Origin of the sequence: Streptomyces sp. NPDC050988, from assembly GCF_044456225.1 — a bacterium.
GTDB lineage: Bacteria > Actinomycetota > Actinomycetes > Streptomycetales > Streptomycetaceae > Streptomyces.
In genome coordinates, this window is record NZ_JBITFQ010000020.1 from 64,131 (window position 1) to 82,730 (window position 18,600).

At 71.0% G+C, this 18,600-nt stretch carries 15 protein-coding genes and 1 pseudogene; 8 read left to right on the plus strand and 8 right to left on the minus strand.

What is annotated here, in order from left to right:
* Positions 1–90 precede the first annotated feature (90 nt).
* The 4 genes from ACIBEI_RS32885 (at position 91) to ACIBEI_RS32900 (ending at position 4,168) form a co-directional block, all read left to right on the plus strand.
* The gene (locus tag ACIBEI_RS32885; protein WP_143638373.1) at positions 91–294 is read left to right on the plus strand and encodes a DUF4236 domain-containing protein; all 204 of its coding nucleotides are present in this window, start codon (positions 91–93) and stop codon (positions 292–294) included.
* Positions 295–358: 64 nt separating this feature from the next.
* Positions 359–1,888, plus strand: coding sequence for a helix-turn-helix domain-containing protein (locus ACIBEI_RS32890; RefSeq protein WP_398893846.1), 1,530 nt, complete (start codon positions 359–361; stop codon positions 1,886–1,888).
* A gap of 125 nt (positions 1,889–2,013) precedes the next feature.
* A complete protein-coding gene (locus ACIBEI_RS32895) occupies positions 2,014–2,559 on the plus strand; it encodes a TetR/AcrR family transcriptional regulator (protein WP_398893847.1) in 546 nt (181 codons plus the stop codon).
* Between the two features lie 61 nt (positions 2,560–2,620).
* On the plus strand, positions 2,621–4,168 hold the full coding sequence (locus ACIBEI_RS32900) for an MFS transporter (protein WP_398893848.1): 1,548 nt from the start codon (positions 2,621–2,623) through the stop codon (positions 4,166–4,168).
* Here the strand turns inward: ACIBEI_RS32900 and ACIBEI_RS32905 are convergent.
* The 7 genes from ACIBEI_RS32905 to ACIBEI_RS32935 all read right to left on the minus strand — a co-directional run bounded on the left by ACIBEI_RS32905 (position 4,099) and on the right by ACIBEI_RS32935 (position 13,716).
* Positions 4,099–5,280, minus strand: a complete 1,182-nt coding sequence (locus ACIBEI_RS32905; protein ID WP_398893849.1) for an aminotransferase class V-fold PLP-dependent enzyme — start codon at positions 5,278–5,280, stop codon at positions 4,099–4,101. The two genes, ACIBEI_RS32900 and ACIBEI_RS32905, sit on opposite strands and share 70 nt — an antisense overlap.
* A gap of 691 nt (positions 5,281–5,971) precedes the next feature.
* Complete coding sequence (locus tag ACIBEI_RS32910) at positions 5,972–7,945, minus strand: DUF2264 domain-containing protein (RefSeq protein WP_398893850.1); 1,974 nt, start codon at positions 7,943–7,945, stop codon at positions 5,972–5,974.
* Positions 7,946–8,046: 101 nt separating this feature from the next.
* Complete coding sequence (locus ACIBEI_RS32915) at positions 8,047–9,027, minus strand: hydroxyacid dehydrogenase (RefSeq protein ID WP_398893851.1); 981 nt, start codon at positions 9,025–9,027, stop codon at positions 8,047–8,049.
* A gap of 133 nt (positions 9,028–9,160) precedes the next feature.
* On the minus strand, positions 9,161–10,084 hold the full coding sequence (locus tag ACIBEI_RS32920) for a carbohydrate ABC transporter permease (RefSeq protein ID WP_398893852.1): 924 nt from the start codon (positions 10,082–10,084) through the stop codon (positions 9,161–9,163).
* Positions 10,081–11,058: a carbohydrate ABC transporter permease gene (locus ACIBEI_RS32925; RefSeq protein ID WP_398893924.1), complete on the minus strand. Its 978-nt coding sequence runs from the start codon at positions 11,056–11,058 to the stop codon at positions 10,081–10,083. Before ACIBEI_RS32925 ends, ACIBEI_RS32920 begins: the two co-directional genes overlap by 4 nt.
* Positions 11,059–11,159: 101 nt before the next feature.
* A complete protein-coding gene (locus ACIBEI_RS32930) occupies positions 11,160–12,497 on the minus strand; it encodes an ABC transporter substrate-binding protein (protein WP_398893853.1) in 1,338 nt (445 codons plus the stop codon).
* 130 nt (positions 12,498–12,627) lie between these two features.
* Positions 12,628–13,716: a LacI family DNA-binding transcriptional regulator gene (locus tag ACIBEI_RS32935; protein WP_398893925.1), complete on the minus strand. Its 1,089-nt coding sequence runs from the start codon at positions 13,714–13,716 to the stop codon at positions 12,628–12,630.
* A gap of 377 nt (positions 13,717–14,093) precedes the next feature.
* Here ACIBEI_RS32935 and ACIBEI_RS32940 point away from each other — a divergent pair, with 377 nt between their 5' ends.
* Positions 14,094–15,893, plus strand: a complete 1,800-nt coding sequence (locus ACIBEI_RS32940; RefSeq protein WP_398893854.1) for a hypothetical protein — start codon at positions 14,094–14,096, stop codon at positions 15,891–15,893.
* A 152-nt stretch (positions 15,894–16,045) separates the two neighbouring features.
* Here ACIBEI_RS32940 and ACIBEI_RS32945 read toward each other — a convergent pair whose 3' ends face one another.
* On the minus strand, positions 16,046–16,501 hold the full coding sequence (locus ACIBEI_RS32945; protein WP_398893855.1) for a DUF6299 family protein: 456 nt from the start codon (positions 16,499–16,501) through the stop codon (positions 16,046–16,048).
* 236 nt (positions 16,502–16,737) lie between these two features.
* Between ACIBEI_RS32945 and ACIBEI_RS32950 the strand changes: the two genes are divergently transcribed.
* The 3 genes and pseudogenes from ACIBEI_RS32950 to ACIBEI_RS32960 all read left to right on the plus strand — a co-directional run bounded on the left by ACIBEI_RS32950 (position 16,738) and on the right by ACIBEI_RS32960 (position 18,583).
* Positions 16,738–16,950 carry a DUF5999 family protein gene (locus tag ACIBEI_RS32950; protein WP_398893856.1) on the plus strand — a complete coding sequence of 71 codons (213 nt, stop codon included), beginning with the start codon at positions 16,738–16,740 and terminating at the stop codon, positions 16,948–16,950.
* Positions 16,951–17,075: 125 nt separating this feature from the next.
* Positions 17,076–17,498 (plus strand): annotated as a pseudogene (locus tag ACIBEI_RS32955) (AMP-binding protein); the annotation flags it as partial.
* Positions 17,499–17,740: 242 nt separating this feature from the next.
* The gene (locus tag ACIBEI_RS32960) at positions 17,741–18,583 is read left to right on the plus strand and encodes a PaaX family transcriptional regulator C-terminal domain-containing protein (protein ID WP_398893857.1); all 843 of its coding nucleotides are present in this window, start codon (positions 17,741–17,743) and stop codon (positions 18,581–18,583) included.
* Positions 18,584–18,600: the final 17 nt, after the last annotated feature.

The following is an 18,600-nucleotide window of genomic DNA, read 5'->3' on the forward strand; positions in this document are numbered from 1 at the left end:
CCCCGGACCCGAACCAGGCCCGGGAGCAAGCGCGTTCGGCGTATCGACCGGCATCCGGGGTACCCGGCGACGGACGACAAGGAGGCACACATGCCCCTCACATTCCGTAAGAGCTTCCGGATCCTGCCGGGGGTACGGCTGAACATCAACCGTCGCTCGTGGTCCATCACCAGCGGCGGCAAGAACGGGCCGCGGCGCACACACAGCAGCACGGGCCGCCGGACCACCTCGATGGATCTGCCGGGCCCCTTCGGCTGGCGACGCACCACGACCAAGCGCCCCAAGCGTCGCTGAGGGTCCGTCACCCTCTCAGACCCCCCCGAGATGCCCCATCTCATATGTGAGATAGCCTGCCGCCATGGCAGACGACTACCTCGTACGCATCGGCAAGCTCATCCGTGACGCCCGTCAGCACCGAGGCTGGACACAGGCGCAGCTGGCCGAGGCGCTCGGCACCAGTCAGAGTGCGGTGAACCGCATCGAACGCGGCAACCAAAACATCAGCCTTGAGATGATCGCCCGAATCGGTGAAGCGCTGGACAGCGAGATCGTCTCGCTCGGCTACGCGGGTCCGATGCATCTGCGCGTGGTCGGTGGCCGTCGGCTCTCCGGCTCGATCGACGTGAAGACCAGCAAGAACGCGTGCGTGGCGCTGCTCTGCGCGACGCTCCTGAACCGGGGCCGCACGGTGCTGCGCCGTGTCGCGCGCATCGAGGAGGTGTACCGCCTTCTGGAGGTGCTCGGCTCCATCGGCGTACGCACCCGGTGGATCAACGGTGGCGTCGACCTGGAGATCGTGCCGCCGGCCGAGCTGGACATGGGGGCGATGGACGCGGCGGCGGCCCGCCGCACCCGCTCGATCATCATGTTCCTCGGCCCGCTGCTGCACCGGATGGACAGCTTCACGCTGCCGTACGCGGGCGGCTGCGACCTGGGCACGCGGACGATCGAGCCGCACATGATCGCGCTGCGCCGGTTCGGCCTGGACATCGCGGCCACCGAGGGTCTCTACCACGCGCAGGTGGACCGCAAGGTGACCCCGGGCCGCCCCATCGTGCTGACCGAGCGCGGCGACACGGTGACCGAGAACGCCCTCCTCGCGGCCGCGCGCCACGACGGCACGACCGTCATCCGCAACGCCTCGTCCAACTACATGGTCCAGGACCTCTGCTTCTTCCTGGAGGCACTGGGCGTACGCGTCGAGGGCATCGGCACCACCACGCTCACCGTGCACGGCGTGCCGAACATCGACGTGGACGTCGACTACTCCCCCTCCGAGGACCCGGTCGAGGCGATGAGCCTGCTGGCCGCGGCGGTCGTCACGGAGTCCGAGCTGACCGTGCGCCGGGTGCCGATCGAGTTCCTGGAGATCGAGCTGGCGGTCCTGGAGGAGATGGGCCTCGACCACGACCGTACGCCGGAGTACTTCGCGGACAACGGCCGTACGCGCCTGGTGGACCTGACCGTCCGGCCCTCCAAGCTGGAGGCGCCGATCGACAAGATCCACCCGATGCCGTTCCCGGGCCTGAACATCGACAACGTCCCGTTCTTCGCGGCCATCGCGGCCTCCGCGCAGGGCAAGACCCTCATCCACGACTGGGTCTACGACAACCGCGCGATCTACCTCACGGACCTGAACCGCCTCGGCGGCCGCCTCCAGCTCCTCGACCCGCACCGGGTCCTGGTCGAGGGCCCGACCCGCTGGCGCGCCGCCGAGATGATGTGCCCGCCCGCCCTGCGCCCCGCCGTCGTCGTCCTGCTGGCGATGATGGCGGCCGAGGGCACGTCCGTCCTGCGGAACGTGTACGTCATCAACCGCGGCTACGAGGACCTGGCCGAGCGGCTCAACTCGGTGGGGGCGCAGATCGAGATCTTCCGGGACATCTGACCGGACGGCCGGCCAACCTGAGGGCCCTTGCCGACCAGCACGAATGCTGGTCGGCAAGGGCCCTCAGCAATACGTCAACTCCCCCACCTGCGTAACTGTACCTTCCGGATGGTACAGTTACGGCTATGCGACCGAGTTCGAGAACCCAGATCCTGGAAGCCGCGATCCGTGTCACCGAGAAGGAGGGGATCACGAGCCTGACCCTGGAGTCGGTGGCCGTGGAGGCCGGACTGACCAAGGGGGGACTGCTGTATCACTTCCGCACCCGGGAGGAGCTGCTGCTGGCGATCCAGCGGTATCTGACCGAGGGATGGGAGAAGCAGTTGGAGGCGCGGCTCGGGAAGGCCTTCGCGGAGGCGACGACGGCCGAGCGGGCGATCGCCTACACGCTCATGGACATGGAGAGCGAGCCGCGCAAGGCGGACCTGGCGTTCATGGTCGAGTCGGCCTCCGACCCGGAGCTTGCGCAGGTGTGGAACGCCCTGGTGGACCGATGGGTGCCGGTCCCGTCCGAGCCCGATCCGGCGCAACTGGAGCTGTTCCTGGCCCGGATGGCCGCTGACGGTCTGTGGCTTTTCGAGGCGACCACCGGGACGAAACTCACGCCCGCGGTGAAGGATGCCCTGCGGCAGCGGATCGCCGCGCTCACCGAATCGGCCTCCACACCGTGATGCCCCTCAGGCTCGACGCCCTTCCGGCGCACCGTCGCATCCAGAAGATCCGAGGTACGGCATGAGCAAGGCACGACGCTGGTGGGTCCTGCTGACCGTCTCGGCGGGGCTGTTGCTGATATCGGTGGACATGACGGTGCTCTACACCGCCCTGCCCACCCTGACCGGCGACCTGCACGCCGACGCCTCGCAGAAGCTCTGGATCATCAACGCCTATCCGCTGGTGTCGGCCGGCCTGCTGCTGGGCACCGGCACGCTGGGCGACCGGGTGGGGCACAAGCGGCTCTTCCTTGCCGGCCTTGTCATCTTCGGGGCGGCGTCGACGATGGCCGCCTTCGCCCCCTCCCCCGGAATGCTGATCACCGCTCGCGCCTTCCTCGCGGTGGGTGCGGCGACGATGATGCCCTCGACGCTGGCACTGATCCGGCTCACCTTCGAGGACGAGCGGGAACGCGGAGTGGCGATCGGGATCTGGGGCACGACGTCGGTGGTCGGCACCGCGCTCGGACCGGTCCTCGGCGGCTTCCTGCTGGAGCACTTCTGGTGGGGTTCGGTGTTCCTGGTCAACGTGCCCGTCGTCCTGCTCGCCCTGGTCGCGGCGGTGTTCCTCGCGCCGGGCGGATCCGGCCGCGCCGACCGGCCCTGGGACCCGGTCGCCTCCGTGTACGTCATGGCCGGCCTCGTCGGCCTGGTCTACGCGATCAAGGAGACCACCAGGCCGGATCCCGCACCCCTGCACATAGTCGGGGCACTGCTGGTGTCCTTCCTCGGCTTCCGGGCCTTCCTGCGCCGCCAGCGCACCCAGCCCTACCCCCTGATCGACTTCGCGCTCTTCCGCGATCGGGCCCTGCTCGTCGGCGTGCTCGGCGCCGGCCTCGCGATGTTCGCCACCGCGGGCATCCAGCTCGTGCTGGCCCAGCGCCTCCAGCTGGTCGTCGGCCACACCCCGCTCAGCGCGGGCCTGCTCGTGGCCGCGTGCGCGCTGGGCGCCCTGGTGGCCGGGGTCGTCGTCGGCGGTCTGGTCCACCGGGTCAGCGTGCGCACGCTGATAGGCGGCGGCCTCGCCACAAGCGCACTGGGCATCCTGCTCACGCTCCTGCTCACCCCGGGCGCGGTCCCCCTCCTGGACTCCGCGCACAGCTCCGGCTGGGTAGTCCCCGGTCTGATCCTGGCCGGCGCGGGTCTGGGCACCACGATGACCGCCGCCTCCGCCGCGATCATCGGCGGGGCCCCGCCCCACCGCGCCGGTATGGCCTCCTCGGTGGAGGAGGTCTCGTACGAACTGGGCAGCCTCACCGGTGTCGCCGTCCTCGGCAGCGTGCTGACCGCGGTCTACACCGGCACGGTCACCCTGCCCGCGGGCTCCCCCGACACCGCGGCCGACAGCCTGGACGAGGCCCGCGCCACCGCCGACCACCTGCCCGCGGATCAGGGCCGCCCCCTGCTGGACACCGCCACCTCCGCCTTCGACAACGGCTACAACGCGACCCTGGTCATAGCCACGGCCCTGCTGGCCGCCGGCTCCCTCTTCGCCCACCGCTACCTGGGGCGTGCTGCAGACTCGGCGAACACCTCTACGGCGCGGTCGAGTTCGGCCTCGGTGTTGTAGTAGTGCGGCGACAGCCGCACCAGCGGATGGACGTCCCGGTCCTCGGTGTCGAACTGGGTGTGCGCCGCCACGGTGGTGGTGACATTGACGCCGCGCCCACCAAGAGCGGCGGCGACGTCCGCGGTGGACACGCCATCGACCTTCGCGGTCACGATCGCGCACCGCTGCCGGCCGAGGTCGTACGTCGTGACACCGGGCACGGCGTCAAGCCGCTCGCGCAACAGCTCCCCGAGCCCGACGGCACGCCGGCCGATGCCCTCCATACCGATCTCCAGAGCCTGCTCGACGGCGGCGCTCAGACCGAGCACGTTGGCGTAGCTCACCTCCCAGGTCTCGAAACGCCGGGCACCGTCGCGCCAGGTGAAGCCCCGCTTGCCGTCCCAGGTGGCGGAGGCGATCTCGCTCACGTACGGATCCAGGTGGTCCAGTGCTTCCCGGCGCACCCACAGAAATCCCGTACCGCGCGGGCCGCGCAGGAACTTCCTGCCCGTGGCGGTGAGCATGTCGCACCCGAGCTCGGCGACATCGACCGGGAACTGGCCGACGGACTGGGTGGCGTCGAGCAGGAAGGGCACACCCGCGGCCCGGCTGATACGACCGATCTCTGCCGCGGGGTTGACCAGGCCTCCGCTGGTGGGGACATGGGTCACACCGACCAGCCTTGTCCGGTCGTCGATCAGCTCCGCCAGGGCCGCGGTGTCGAGCTGCCCGGACTCATCGTTGGGGACGACGACGACCTCGGCGCCGGTGCGCCGGGCGATCTGCAGATAGGCGAGGACGTTGCTTCCGTACTCGGCCCGGCCGGTGAGGATGCGGTCGCCGGGTGCGAACGTCATCGAGTAGAAGGCGGCGTTCCAGGCGTGCGTGGAGTTGTCGAACAGCGCCACCTCGTCCGGCCGGCCGCCGATCAGCCGGGCGATGTTGGCATACGTGGCGTCGATCCGGTCCCGTTCCTGGTGCGCCGCCTCGTACCCACCGATGGCGGCCTCCAACTCCAGATGGGCCGTGATGTCCCGAAGGGTCCGCCGCGACAGCAGGCCTGCGCCTGCGTTGTTCAGATGGATCCGGTTCGCGGTGCCCGGGGTGTCCCGGCGGATCGCTTCGATGTCCATTCCCTGCCCCATCTCTACGGTCGGACGCCTCTGCCTTCCCTTCCCCGACCCCCCGCCCGACACGCAGGGCTCCGCCCGGGGCTTTTCATTCCGCTGCGGCTGCGTCGTGGCTGGTCGCGCAGTTCCCCGCGCCCCTAAAAGCCCATGCCCGAGGCCGGTTCATCCCGTGCGGGCCGTCCTCGGTTACTCGCGCCGTTCCCCGCGCCCCCAAGAAAGACACGTGTGCCCAGGCCAGATCACCACCTGAAGGTCCACCTTCGTCGCTCGCGCCGTTCCCCGCGCCCCCAAAAAAAGACACCTGTGCCCCGGCCGGATCACCACCTGAAGGTCCACCTTCGTTGCTCGCGCCGTTCCCCGCGCCCCTGAAAGACGCCGGTGCCGGGGTCGGAATACCGCGGGGCGGTCCGTCCTCGTGGCTTGCGCTGTTGTCTGCGCCCCCGGCGGGGTACGGGCCGGAGGGGACGTGGCGGGATGTGTGGCCGCAGCTTACGGTGACGGCGGGTTGCGGTCACCGTGTGGCAGCGGGCCGTGCGTCCTCCGCTGCGGACGGACATCCCGACGCGGCCCCGCACCTGGCCCACGAGCCGAACCCCCCACACACCCCAGGGGCGCGGGGAACTGCGCGACCAGCCACACCCAACCCGCAGACGAAAGCCCCGCCGCCGCGCCCCCCCTTCACCCCTTCACCCCTTCACCCCGTCTCCCCGGTGACCGACAGACCTTCGCCACCGAAATCCACGACCGTACACGCCCCACCACCCCAACGAACAGCAACAACAAGCCCACTCACCTCGACACCGACGACCTGCCCGGCAAGCGGCGCCGCCGCACCGCCTTCCCCCGTGAGGGACGCCAACCCCACGAACACCGCCCCCTCCTCCCCCGCACCAACAACTCCGGTGAGTTCGGGAACCAGGGCCCAAGGCCCGAACGCCGTCCCCTGCGGCGTCCTCACCACACACGACGTCTCCCACCCGTACAGCCCGACCAGTTGACTCGTCACCTCCGGCCCGTCGAGCCGCACCTCCGCACCCTGGTCGCCCTCGGGAACGGTCCCCGGAGGCACCGCAACAGCCCAACCGCTCTGATGAACCGGCGTCCCCACCGGCACACCCACCGTGCGGTGCACACGCAGTTCGAGCCGCCCGCGGGCCAGCGTCAGGCTCTCGATCCGCGCAGACGGAAGCACGGGCCCGCCCGCGGGGAAGACCGGCCGATGCCACGAGGCGAGCCAGTCCCGCCCGGCACCCAGCGGATGAATGCGTACACGCGCACTCCGCAAGCCACGGGCCGACAACGCGACATGGTTGTCGGCGGCGTTGGCCGCACTGGTCGGCCCGGTACGGGTGGAGTACGCGAGCCGCGCGTACAACGGGTTGCCCGGCGCCCGCTCCGGCTCCGGCTCCGGCTCCGGCTCCGGCGCCCGCGAGTCGAGTTTGTAACTGCCGTGGTTGTGCAGGCGCGCGAGCCCGTCCCCGCCCGTGGTCTGGACGAGCAGCCCGGGCGCGGGAAGGGCGAGCACACGGTCGGCTCCCTCGACCGGCGCCCGCTCCTCCGTGGCCGTCCACACCGGATCCCCGGCCGGGATCAGCAGCGAGAGGAACCCCTTGGAGGCCCAGTACGGGGACCCGGGCCCGGAGTACCGCTGGAGAGTCGCCTCGTGCGGCCCGTACCACCCGAGCCCGAGGAGCCCGTCCGCGGTCGGCGCACCCCGGTCGACAAAGTGGCGCAGCCCCCCGCTGAGGATGCGGCGTGTGACGCCCGGGTCGAGCGGAGTCTCACCGGTGAGGGCGCCGAGCGCCACGGCGGTGACGGCCGCGAAGCGGTACGTCAGCGAGCGCCCGTGGTGAATGGGCGCACCGTTCGCGTCGAAGAGCAGCGCGAACCCGTCCAGGAACTCCCGCAGTCGCGGGCCGAGCCGGTCGAGCAGCGCCCGGTCCCCGGCGAGGTGGGCGTGCAGCAGCGGATAGAAGTGGAGGGCCCAGCCGTTGTAGTGGTCGAAGGAGCGGCCGTCGCCGTCGGAGTACCAGCCCTGGCCCTGGTACCAGCCGTCGAGCAGGCCGAGCGCGCGGTCGATCGCCCCGCGTGTCTCGGCGTCGCCCCGTCCCACGGACTCCAGGAATCCGGCCACGGTCAGCGGGAAGAGGTACCAGTTGTTGGGAGCGGGCGTGTGCCGCAGCGCGCCACGCAGCCACTGCTCGACGCGGTCCTGGTCGGCGGCCGGGAGGGTGTCCCAGGTCCAGGGCGCGGTGAGCCGCAGGGCCAGTGCCACGGAGGCCGACTCCACCATGGGCTGGCCCTGGATGCCGTGGTGGCCGATCTCCGGCCAGGACTCGGCGTCGTCGCGGCCGGGCATGCGGGTGCCGCGCGCGAGACCGGCGGTGTAGCGCTCCAGGAATCCGTGCGGGTCCTTGCCGGACGCCCCGGCGGTGCGGAACGCGGCGAGCAGGAACGTACGGGCGAACCCTTCGAGACCGTCGGAGCGCACCCCCGACTGCGAGGGCGGGCCGGGCAGGTCGAGCAGGGCGTGGCCGGGGGTGGCGTAGCGGAGGGCGGCGGCCAGCAGCCGGTCGCCGGTGGCTTCCCAGTGGGCACGGGTGTAGCCGGTGTACGGGCTGAGGGTGCGGTCTTCCTCGGGGGCCGGGGGCAGCGGGTGTTCAGGCATGGGAGGGGCCACGTCTCCTGTTCGTTGCGTCGGTTTCCGAAGGTCCGTTCCGTTTCGGTGGCTTCCGAAAGCGGCTGCGGTGGTCGTCAGGTCGGCTCAGGTCAGGCGAGGCGGGCCAGATGTTCGGGCCGGACGGGGTGGGCGAAGGGGCGGCCGAGGGCGTACGACTCGATCTCGGACAGTGCCAGGTCGGCGAGGCGGCGCAGTTCGCCGCCCTTCGAGCCTGCGATGTGCGGGGTGACGAGGACGTTCGGGCAGTCCCACAGTGGTGAGTCGGCGGGCAGTACCTCCGGCTCGGTGACGTCCAGGATCGCGTTGATCCGCCCGGACACCACCTCACCGGTGAGAGCGGTCTGGTCGATGACCGCGCCGCGCGCGGTGTTGATCAGGGTGGCGCCCGTGCGGAGCCGGCCCAGCAGTTCGCGGCCGACCAGGCCGCGGGTCTCGGGCAGCAGCGGTGTGTGCACGCTGAGGACGTCGCTGACCGAGAACAGATCGGGCAGGGAGACCGGCTCCGCCCCGAGATCGCGTGCCTCGGTGTCCGTGACGAAGGGGTCGTGGAGCAGCACCTCCAGATCGTGCGGGCGGAGCAGGTCGATGACTCGGCGTCCGATGGCCGAGGCGCTCAGGATGCCCACGGTCCTGCGGTAGTTGCCCGCCTCGGGGTGGCGTGCGTTCCAGTCGATGCGCCGGCGCTCGGTGCGGTAGGTCCGGGCGGTGTCGAGGACGCGCTTGTTGGCGAGCAGGATCATGGCGAGGGTGTACTCGGCAACCGGTACGGCGTTGGCCGCGGCGGCGGAGGACACGGTGAGGCCGCGCTCCCAGCAGGCGGCGGTGATGTGGTGGCGTACGGTCCCGGCGGTGTGCACGACGGCGCGCAGCCGGGGCGCGGCGTCGAGTACCGCCGCGTCGATGGGCGGGCAGCCCCAGCCGGTGACGAGCAACTCGGCCTCGGCGAGCGCGTGGTGGGCGGCGGGGGTGGTGAAATCGTCCAGTACGAGGTGCGGGTCGATGTCGGTGAGTGCGGCCAGCCGGGCCCGTACATCCGGGTCGAGGACCTGCTCCGCGGTCCTCCGCGCCATGGCGAGCACGGCACGCGGGCGGGGACGGGGCCGGAGGCCGGGGTGGGTCACTTGACGCTCCTACGGGTCAACTGGGGCTCCTTGCACAACACTTGACGGAACATCACGTGCCGGCACATCACTTGTCGGCGAATCACTTGACGCTTCCGGCGGTCAGGCCGGACTTCCAGTAGCGCTGCAGCGTGACGAACGCGACGATCAGCGGTACGACGGCGAGCAGCGAGCCGATGACGACGAGCGGGTAGTACTCGGGCGAGACGGTGGCGGAGCTGTTCCAGGTGTAGAGCCCGAGGCTCAGCGGATACAGGTGCTGGTCGGAGAGCATCACCATCGGCAGGAAGAAGTTGTTCCAGATGGCGGTGAGCTGGAAGAGGAAGACGGTGACGAATCCGGGGCCGAGCATGCGCAGACTGACGCGTACGTACGTCTGCAGTTCGCCGGCGCCGTCCACGCGGGACGCCTCCAGCACCTCGTTGGGTACGTAGCCGCTGCTGAGCAGCCGGGCGAGGTAGACGCCGAAGGGGTTGAACAGGACGGGGACGAAGACCGCCCAGAAGGTGTTGACCAGGCCGATCTCGGAGGCCACCAGATAGAGCGGGAGGGCGAGGACGGTCTGCGGGACCATGACGCCGGTGAGGACGAGACCGAACAGCTTCTCCTTGTGCCGGAACTCGTACTTGTCGAAGGCGTACCCAGCCGAGACGCTGATGAGGGAGCCGATCAGGGCGCCGCCGACCGCGTACAGCAGGCTGTTGAGGTACCACTCGCCGTAGAGGCCGCCGTCCATGGCGAAGAGGTCGGAGAGGTTGCGGGAGAGGGAGAAGTCGCCGAGGGAGAAGATGTCGCTGCCGAAGAGGGCGTCGGCGTTCTTGGTGGACGCGAACAGCAGCCACAGGGCGGGCAGCATCGTGTAGAGGGCGGCTATCAGGACGACGGCGTTGGCGACGCCGCGGCTGGTGAGTCCGGACTTCCCGAAGGGTCGGCCGAGTGGCCTGGTGGGTGACCCTCCGGGCGGGGTCGTGGGGGTTGTCGTGGTGATGGGAGTCGTCGTGGTCATTTCGCGCTCCGTTCGCGGCGGCCTGCCCAGCGCGTCACCGCGAACGACAGGGCGCAGGTGACGACGAGGAGGATGACGGAGGCCGCGGAGGCGAGTCCGTAGTTGTTGCGGCGGAAGGCCGCGTCGTAGATGTACATGTTCGGTGTGAAGCGGGAGTTGACCATCGGCGTCGCCTGGTTCATCAGCATCGGCTCGGTGAACAGCTGCAGCGCGGCGATGAGGGAGAACATGCACACCATGAGGACGGATCCCCTGATGATGGGGACCTTGACCTGGAACGCGGTGCGCACACCTCCCGCCCCGTCGATCCTGGCCGCTTCCAGCACCTCGCGCGGCAGCGCCTGGAGGGCGGCGTAGAAGATCACCATGTTGTAGCCGAGGCCGCTCCACAGGGCGATGTTGACGATCGACGGGAGCACTGTGTGCAGGCCCAGGAAGTCGATGGTGATGTCGGCCTCGGCGAAGAGCTTGATGACCGGGCTGAGCCCCGGTGTGTAGAGGTAGAGCCAGATGACCGCCGCGATGATGCCGGGCACGGCGTGCGGCAGGTAGAGCAGCATCTGCGCGGTGCGCCGCAGCCGGATCAGTCCGGAGTCGAGCAGCAGGGCGAGGCCCAGGGCGCCGGTGACGACGAGCGGGACGAAGATCACGCAGTACAGGGCGATGGATCCGAAGCCGGAGACGAAGCTCGGGTCCTGCAGCACGGCGAGGTAGCTGCGCAGTCCGGTGAAGATGGTGCGGCCGCCGCCGAAGCCGAGGCCGTCGTGGTCCTCGGAGAAGAAGCTGAGGTAGATCGCGTAGCCGACAGGGACGAGGAACACGGCGACGAGCAGTGCCGTGAACGGGGCGAGGAGCGTGACGTAGGCGAACCTCTGCTGTCGGCGTCCGGCTCTGCGGGTGCGGGCGGGGTCCGCGGGTGGCGGTGTGGTCCCCCTCCGTTTTCTGGTAGTCGTCCGTTTTCTGGGAGTCGTCACTGTGCTCACGGATGCACCTCGGATCCAACCTGATGTGCGGCTCTGGAGGGGTGGTGTGCGGGGGCGTGGTGTGACGCGGCGGGGTGTGGCACGGCTGCCGGTCAGCGGGTGGTGACGGACAGGCCGAGGCTCTTCAGGTCGGGCAGGGTCTTGCTCTGTGCCTCCCGGAGGGCCTCCAGGATGGTTCCGCTGCCGACACCGGCCCGCGCGAGCCCGTCGTCGCCGGAGCTGATCGTCGAGACCATGCGCGGCCCCCACTTCCATCGGGTGGAGATCAGCTCGGCCTCCCTCTGGAAGAGACCGAAGATGTCCTGGCCCGAGTAGTAGCTGGTGTCCATCTCCTTCCGGGCGACCGGAACCAGGTCGGTCACGGTCGGATAGGCGCTGCTGACCCCGCTGGAGAGCTTGGCGCGCAGCGCGTCCGGGCTGGTGACCATCCAGGTGATGAACTCCAGGGCTTCCTCGGGGTGCGTGCTGTCCTTGGTGACCATGAAGGTCGAGCCGCCCTGGGTGCCCAGGGACGGCTTATCCGGGTTCCACTGCGGGGAGGCGGCGATGGCCCATTTGCCCTTGCCGCCCGGAGTGGAGGCCATCATCGAGCCCGCCGCCCAGGCGCCCGCGAGCCAGCCGGCCGTCTCACCGCTCTGCAGGTGTGCCCGCCACTGCTGGCTGGACGAGGGCTCGACCCGCACCAGGTCGTCGTCGACCAGGCGCTGCCAGTACGCGGCGACCCTGCGGGTGGGGGCGTCGTCCATGGAGACGTTCCAGGACGTGTCAGAGGTGTCGTACCACTGCGCGCCTGCCTGCCAGGCGAGGCCGGCCATGGCGAGCGTGCCACCGGTGGTGAAGAAACTGGCGATACGGGAATCGGGCCTGGCCTTCTTCAGCTCGCGGGCCGAAGTCTCGAACTCCGCCCAGGTCTTGGGCACGGGGATGTCGTACTTGGTGAACAGGTCCTTGCGGTAGAGGAAGACCATCGGTTCGATGTCGACCGGGAGGGCGTAGGTGCGCCCCTCGAACGTGGTCAGGTCCATCGCCTGCGGGATGATCTTGCGGCGCACCGGGTCGGGCAGCATGTCCGTGATGTCGCGGGGCACGCCGTCGATGGCGTAGCTGGGCAGCTGGGGATACTCGATGGTGGCGACGTCGGGGGCGTTGCCCGCCCGTGCGGCGTTGCTGAGTTTGGCCCAGCCGCCCTGGTCGCCCGAAGGCACCTGCTCGAAGTCGACCTTGATCCTGGTGTGGGTGCGGTTGTACTCGTCCACGACCTCCTGGCTGCCGCGCAGCGCCGACCAGAAGGTGACGTGCACCGGCCCGTCTCCGGCACTGTCCGCCTTCCCAGCGCCGGAACAACCCGCCACCAGCAGCATGGCGAAGATCGTGAGCAGTGCCGTCACGGCCGCACCTGAGCGTCTGACTGCTGGGCATTGACCAGGCATGGGCCCTCCCGCGTCGTTGCTGGGTCATGGGCATCCTCAGCGGCAGACGAAAAAGGCGTCAATACATCGAACAGAAGAAACCAAAGCGGTCAAACGAACAAGTCCGAACGCCTGGCGACTTCGCACGAGGTCAGACCGCCGGCGCGGCCGTGGACTCCCGGATCACGAGCCCCGGCAGCAGTTCCACATGCCGGGTGGCCCCGGGCCGCAGCCCGCCGCCCGCCATGTCGAGCCGTCGCAGCAGCAACTCGACCCCGGTCCGGCCGAGTTCCGCCTTGGGTGGGGCAACGGCCGTCAGCGGGACCGGCCCCATGTCGGCGACCACGTCGTTGTACGCGACCACCGAGCAGCGTCCCGGCACGTCGATCCCCGCCGCCAGCAGGCGTTGCACCAGCATCAGCGCGTCCATGTCGCTGTGGATGAGCACGGCCGTCGCGCCGCTCTCCCCGACCGCCGCGATCAGGTCGGCCGCCCGCGGATCGGCGACGCGCGGATCGGGACCGGCGCTGCTCGAACTGAGAATCGTGGGGCATCCCTCCGCGAGCCCCAAGGCGGCGGTCTGCTCGGCGAACTCGGCGCGGATGACCCGCGCGGTGGGGCTGTCGTCGCGGGCCGCCAGCACGATCCGCCGGTGCCCGAGACCGACCAGGTGCCCGAGCGCCAGATGCACGCCGTACGCGTGGTCCGTACGCACACAGTCCATCGAGTAGATCCCGCCGGCCCGGGCGGGGCGCCGCTCCACCAGCACCACTGGGACGTCCAGGGCGGCCAGCCACGAGTGGTCCGCCTCCGCCTCCGCCCGTGTGCGCCAGTGCGGCGACAGCAGCAGGCCGCGCGCGCCCGCGTCCACGGCCTGACGCACGGCCTCGCGCTCCGACCCGCCGTCACCCGCGGTGATGTGGAGCGCCAGCCGCAGACCGGCCTTGGCCGCGGCCTCCCGCGCGCCCTGCACGGCCTCGGTGAGATAGGTGTTCCTCTCCGGTACGACCATGGCGACGGCGTCACCGCCGACAGGGGCCTCCTCGGGCACCGGCCGCAGGGAACGCGCCACCCCGTGCCCCCTGCGCACCTCCCCACGCCGGGCCAGGTCCTCCACGTCCCGGCGCACTGTCACCACGGAGACGCCGAGTTCGTCGGCGAGATCGGTGATGCGCGCGACACCCCTGTCCCGCACCGTCTCCGCGATCCGGTCCTGCCGCGTCCGCGCCGACTCCCGCATGTCCCCACCGCTCTCGCCCACGTCGGCCGCGCCGTCGGCCACCACAGCACGGCGGCTCGCACGATCGAGTTTCGCGCGATGGCCTCATCGTAGCGATCAATCGATCAAAACGGCGGTGGCTTCGGCGACATCCGCCGCTTCGGCAGCGTCTGCCCGGATGGGCCGGACGGCCGCGCGCCACGTGACGGCCACTGCCGCGGTTCGTTGGACGGATCACCGGATGTGGCCTGGTAGGGCTGTTCCCTCTCACCCTCCGTGGGCGTCGAGCAGTGAACGTCAACGGCGAGAATCGCATCTACTTTCGCAGCAGTCCCTTCCACCCCACCCGTTCTGCCCCGCCCGCTTGCCCCGCCCGCTCTGCCCCAGGAACAGCCTTCATGCGCGTACAGCCGTTCTCCGTGGTCGCCCCGGCACCCTCCGGACCCGACGGCGTCCTCGACGTCCCCCGGAAGTCCGGGTACCGGCCGATCCGGCTGTGGGCGGGCCGCGTCCCCGTGCTCGCGGTCCTCGCCGTCCTCCCGCTGTACGGGGTGTGGGCGACGCTGCTCGCGACGGGCGGCGGCGATCTCGCGGCCCAGTACGCCTGGGCGGGCTTCTTCGCCCGGAACCCGGACTCGGCGTACGGGCTGTTCTGGTACGGCGGCACGCACGCCGCCAACTACAGCGTGCTCTCCCCTCCGTTGATGGCGATGCTGGGCGTACGGACCACCTCTGTCCTGGCCGGGGTGGCTGCCACCTGGCTGCTGGGCTCGCTGCTGGAGCGGACCGTCGCCAGGGTGCCGCTGTGGCCCGCACTGCTCGGCGCTCTCGGGCTGTGGGCCAACGTCGCCTCGGGGCGCACCACGTTCGCCATCGGGCTGGCCTTCGGACTCGCCGGGCTCCTGGCCGTGGCGGGCCGTCCGGCGCGGCGGGGCCGGCTGACCGCGGGCGCCCTGGGAGCGCTGCTGGCCACCCTGGCCAGTCCGGTGGCCGGGCTCTTCCTGCTGGTGGCCGGTGCCGGGTATCTGCTCGACCGGCGGTACGCCAAGTGCCTCGCCCTCTCCGTGCCGCCCGTCGCCGTCTGCGCGTCGACAGCGCTTCTGTTTCCCTTCCAGGGCGAGCAGCCCATGCCCGCGGTCCGCGTACTGCTGCCCCTGCTGCTGGCCGGCGCCGTGGTGTGGGCGGCTCCCCGCACGTGGCGGGTGCTGCGGGGCGGGGCGGCGGTGTACGCCGTCGGCGTCGTACTCACCTGTCTCGTCCCCTCGCCGATCGGCACCAACGTGGAACGGCTCGCGGCGCTCTTCGCCCCCGCGGTGCTGCTCCTCTGCCTGCGGGGCGCGACCGGGTCCGGTGACGTCCTGCCCGCCCTGCGGAGGGCCTTCGTACGGCGGGCCTCCTTGTGGCGGGCCTCCGGGCGGCGGGCCTCTTTGTGCCGGACCTCCTTGTGGCGGACCTCCCCACGCTGGGTCGCCCCGGTCGCTCTCGCCCTCGCCGCGTCGGTCGCCTGGACCACCACGACGACCGCCAACGACCTGCGGGTCACCACGTCGGTGCCGGCCTGGGCCACGCACACCGCCGGGGTGCTCGCCGAGCTGGACCGGCTCGGCGCCGATCGCGACCGGGTCGAGGTGGTGCCCGCCCGCAACCACCGCGAGGCCGCTCTCTTCGCACCGCACGCACAGCTGATGCGGGGCTGGAACCGCCAGTTGGACGTCGAGCGGGGACGGCTGTTCTACAAGGGCGCGCTCGACGCCCCGCGCTACCACGCCTGGCTGCGCCACTGGGCCGTGGGATACGTCGTCGTGCCCGACGGGACACCCGACGGCCCCGCCGAGCACGAGGCCGCCCTCGTCACCTCCGGGCAGGACTGGCTGGAGCCCGTGTGGCACGACGCGTACTGGAGGATCTACCGCGTCCAGGACGCGGAGCCGCTCGTCTCGGCGCCCGCGCGAGTGGTGCGGGCGGGCGAGGCGGCCGTGGTGCTGAGGGTGCCGAGGCCCGGGGCCGTGACCGTCCGGGTCCGGTACTCGCCGTGGCTGCGGGCCGCCGGGGCCTGCGTACGGCCGGACGGGCCCTGGACACGGCTGACCGTGCGGCGGGCGGGCCTGTACCGGCTGGACTCCAGCTATGTGAACGGGCCCTCGGACGAGGACGGTTGCCTGCCGGCCGAGAGCGGCGCCGAGCAGGGACCGCAGTGACCCGACAGGGGCGACCGCCGCCCGGCAGGAGCGGCAACGGCAGGTGCGTCAGGCGCGTCAGGCACGGCGGACGGTGACACCGGACCGGGCCCGCCCGCCGGGTCTCCTGGGACTCGGCGGGCGGGCCCGGCCCTGTACGTGCTCGTCTGCGGTCAGTCGACGAGCGTGATGTCCTGCTGCTGGCGCGCGTGGAAGTACGGCAGTGGGAGCCCGCCGCCGGAACGCAGTTCCATCACCGTGGCCTCGACCCGGGCCGCGCCCGGCTTGAACCGTCCCGGCTCGGTGCGGTCGGTGTTCGTCCAGCGGTGCTCGGCGCCGTCGCAGACCGCCCTGGTGCCACCGACTCCCTTCCGCGACCTGCCCTCGCCCTGGCCGAGCGAGGAGCTGACGAAGACCGGTCCGGTGCCGCCCGTGCAGCGGTAGGTGCCGGAGAGGGTGACCGTGCCGTCCGCGGCGACACGGCCCGTCGGGTCGACCGTCACCGTCTCGAACGGCCCCGAACGTTCGGACAGTTCGAGCGAGTCGGCGACGGCGTGCGCGGACGACGGGGCGGCGAGCAGCAGCAGTGCGGCACCGGTGGCTGTGCCCATGACCTGGCGCAATGGCATTGGAGTACCTCCTGGAGTGGGGGGTCTCCACAGGTACCGGCCCGGTGTGCTCGCGCGCGTGATCATCACCCCTTTGGTGGCGAGTCCGCACCATCCGTCCTGGGCACGTCCGAGTGTTGTCCGCGTGTTGTCACGCTTCCCTTCCGGCTGTTCCGATGAGTTCGCGGCAGGAGGATGGTCTATTCACAACGAGGCGACGACAACGCCGCCGAACCCTTCGCACGTGGAGGTACGCCATGTGTTCCCACCAGTCTTCGTGCCCGTCCGCCGACCGCACCGAGCGCTCCCACCGCGACGACGCGCACATCGTCTCCGCGCACCCCGAGCAGGGCTGGTACCTGCTGTGCGACGGCGCGATCGTCTTCGACGACACCGGCGCGCTGCTGCCCGACGGCAGTGTCGTGGCCCCGCACCGCGTCCCGGCCGGGCAACTGACCATCGCGGCCTGACACTCCCGGCCCGACACTCCCCTGGCAGCAGGGCGGCAAGGACCGGCTATCGCGGTCCATTGACTGCCGTCATGAAGACGATACGCTCCTGGTGCGACCCCACCACGACAAGGGGGCGGACCGCCATGGAGCCCAGGAACCCCCGGGACGTCGACACCTTCCCGCGCGACCGTCTGCCGCCGCCGGACCAGTGGCCCCAGCTCCGCTTCGACCTCCCGGAACCGCGCTTCCCCGAGCGCCTCAACTGCGCCGCGGAGCTCCTCGCCCACACCACCCCGGACCGCCCGGTCTTCCGTACCGCCTCCGGTGACACCTGGACGTACGGCGAACTCCGCACCCGCGTCGACCGCGTCGCGCACGTCCTGACCGGCGAACTCGGTGTGATGCCCGGCAACCGCGTCCTGCTGCGGGGGCCCACGACACCCTGGCCGGCGGCATGCCGGCCGGCGGTCCTGAAGGCGGGCGCGGTCGCCGTCACCGTTCTCGCCCAGCAGCGCCCCCACGAGCTGACCACGATGCGCGAGATCGCCCCGGCCGGGCATGCGCTGCTGCGTCACCCGGACGTGGTCGAGACGGCCGTCGTGGGGCGCCCCGACGCGTCGCGCGGCCAGGTCGTAGTCCGCGCGAGATCGTCCTCCTTGACGCGCCGCCGCGGACGGCGACGGGCACGCTGCAGTGGTTCCGGGTGCGCGCGGACGTCAACCCGGCACGCACGGAAGGCGGTTCCGTACGAACGGAAAGTCATCCCATGCCCCCGGAAGGCGATCAAGCGTGATGGTGACGATCTAGAGTGATCAACGTGTCCGAGCAGCACACTCCCCGGTCCCTCATCGTCACCTTCTACGGCGCGTACGGCCGGTTCGCCCCTGGTCCGGTACCCGTGGCCGAACTGATCCGGCTTCTCGCCGCGGTCGGCGTGGACGCGCCCTCCGTGCGTTCGTCGGTGTCCCGGCTCAAACGCCGCGGGCTGCTGGTGCCGGCGCGTACGGCGTCGGGCGCGGCCGGGTACGTACTGTCGCCGGACGCGCGACAGCTCCTCGACGACGGCGACCGGCGGGTCTACGCGGCCTCACCCCCCGAGGACGACAGCTGGGTGCTCGCCGTGTTCTCCGTGCCGGAGTCCGAGCGGCAGAAACGTCACGTACTGCGCTCCCGTCTGTCCGGCCTCGGTTTCGGGACGGCCGCACCCGGGGTGTGGCTCGCGCCCGCCCGCCTCTACGAAGAGACCCGCCACACGCTGGAACGGCTGCGTCTCGACGCGTACGTGGAACTGTTCCGCGGCGAGCACCTGGGCTTCGCGGCGACGGCCGACGCGGTCGCCCGCTGGTGGGACCTGGCCTCGATCGCCAAGCAGCACGAGGCGTTTCTCGACCACCACGCGCGCGTGCTGCACGACTGGGAGGCGCGGGACGACACCCCCGAGGAGGAGGCGTACCGCGACTACCTGCTCGCCCTGGACACCTGGCGCCATCTCCCGTACGCCGATCCCGGACTGCCTCCCGCGCTGCTGCCCGAGGACTGGCCGGGCGCCCGCTCGGCGGCCGTCTTCCAGGCACTGCACGAGCGACTGCGGGACACGGGGGCGGCCTTCGCGGGCGTACCGGAAAACCGCCCCAAACCCGAAAGCGTGTGACGCCGGACACACTTCGG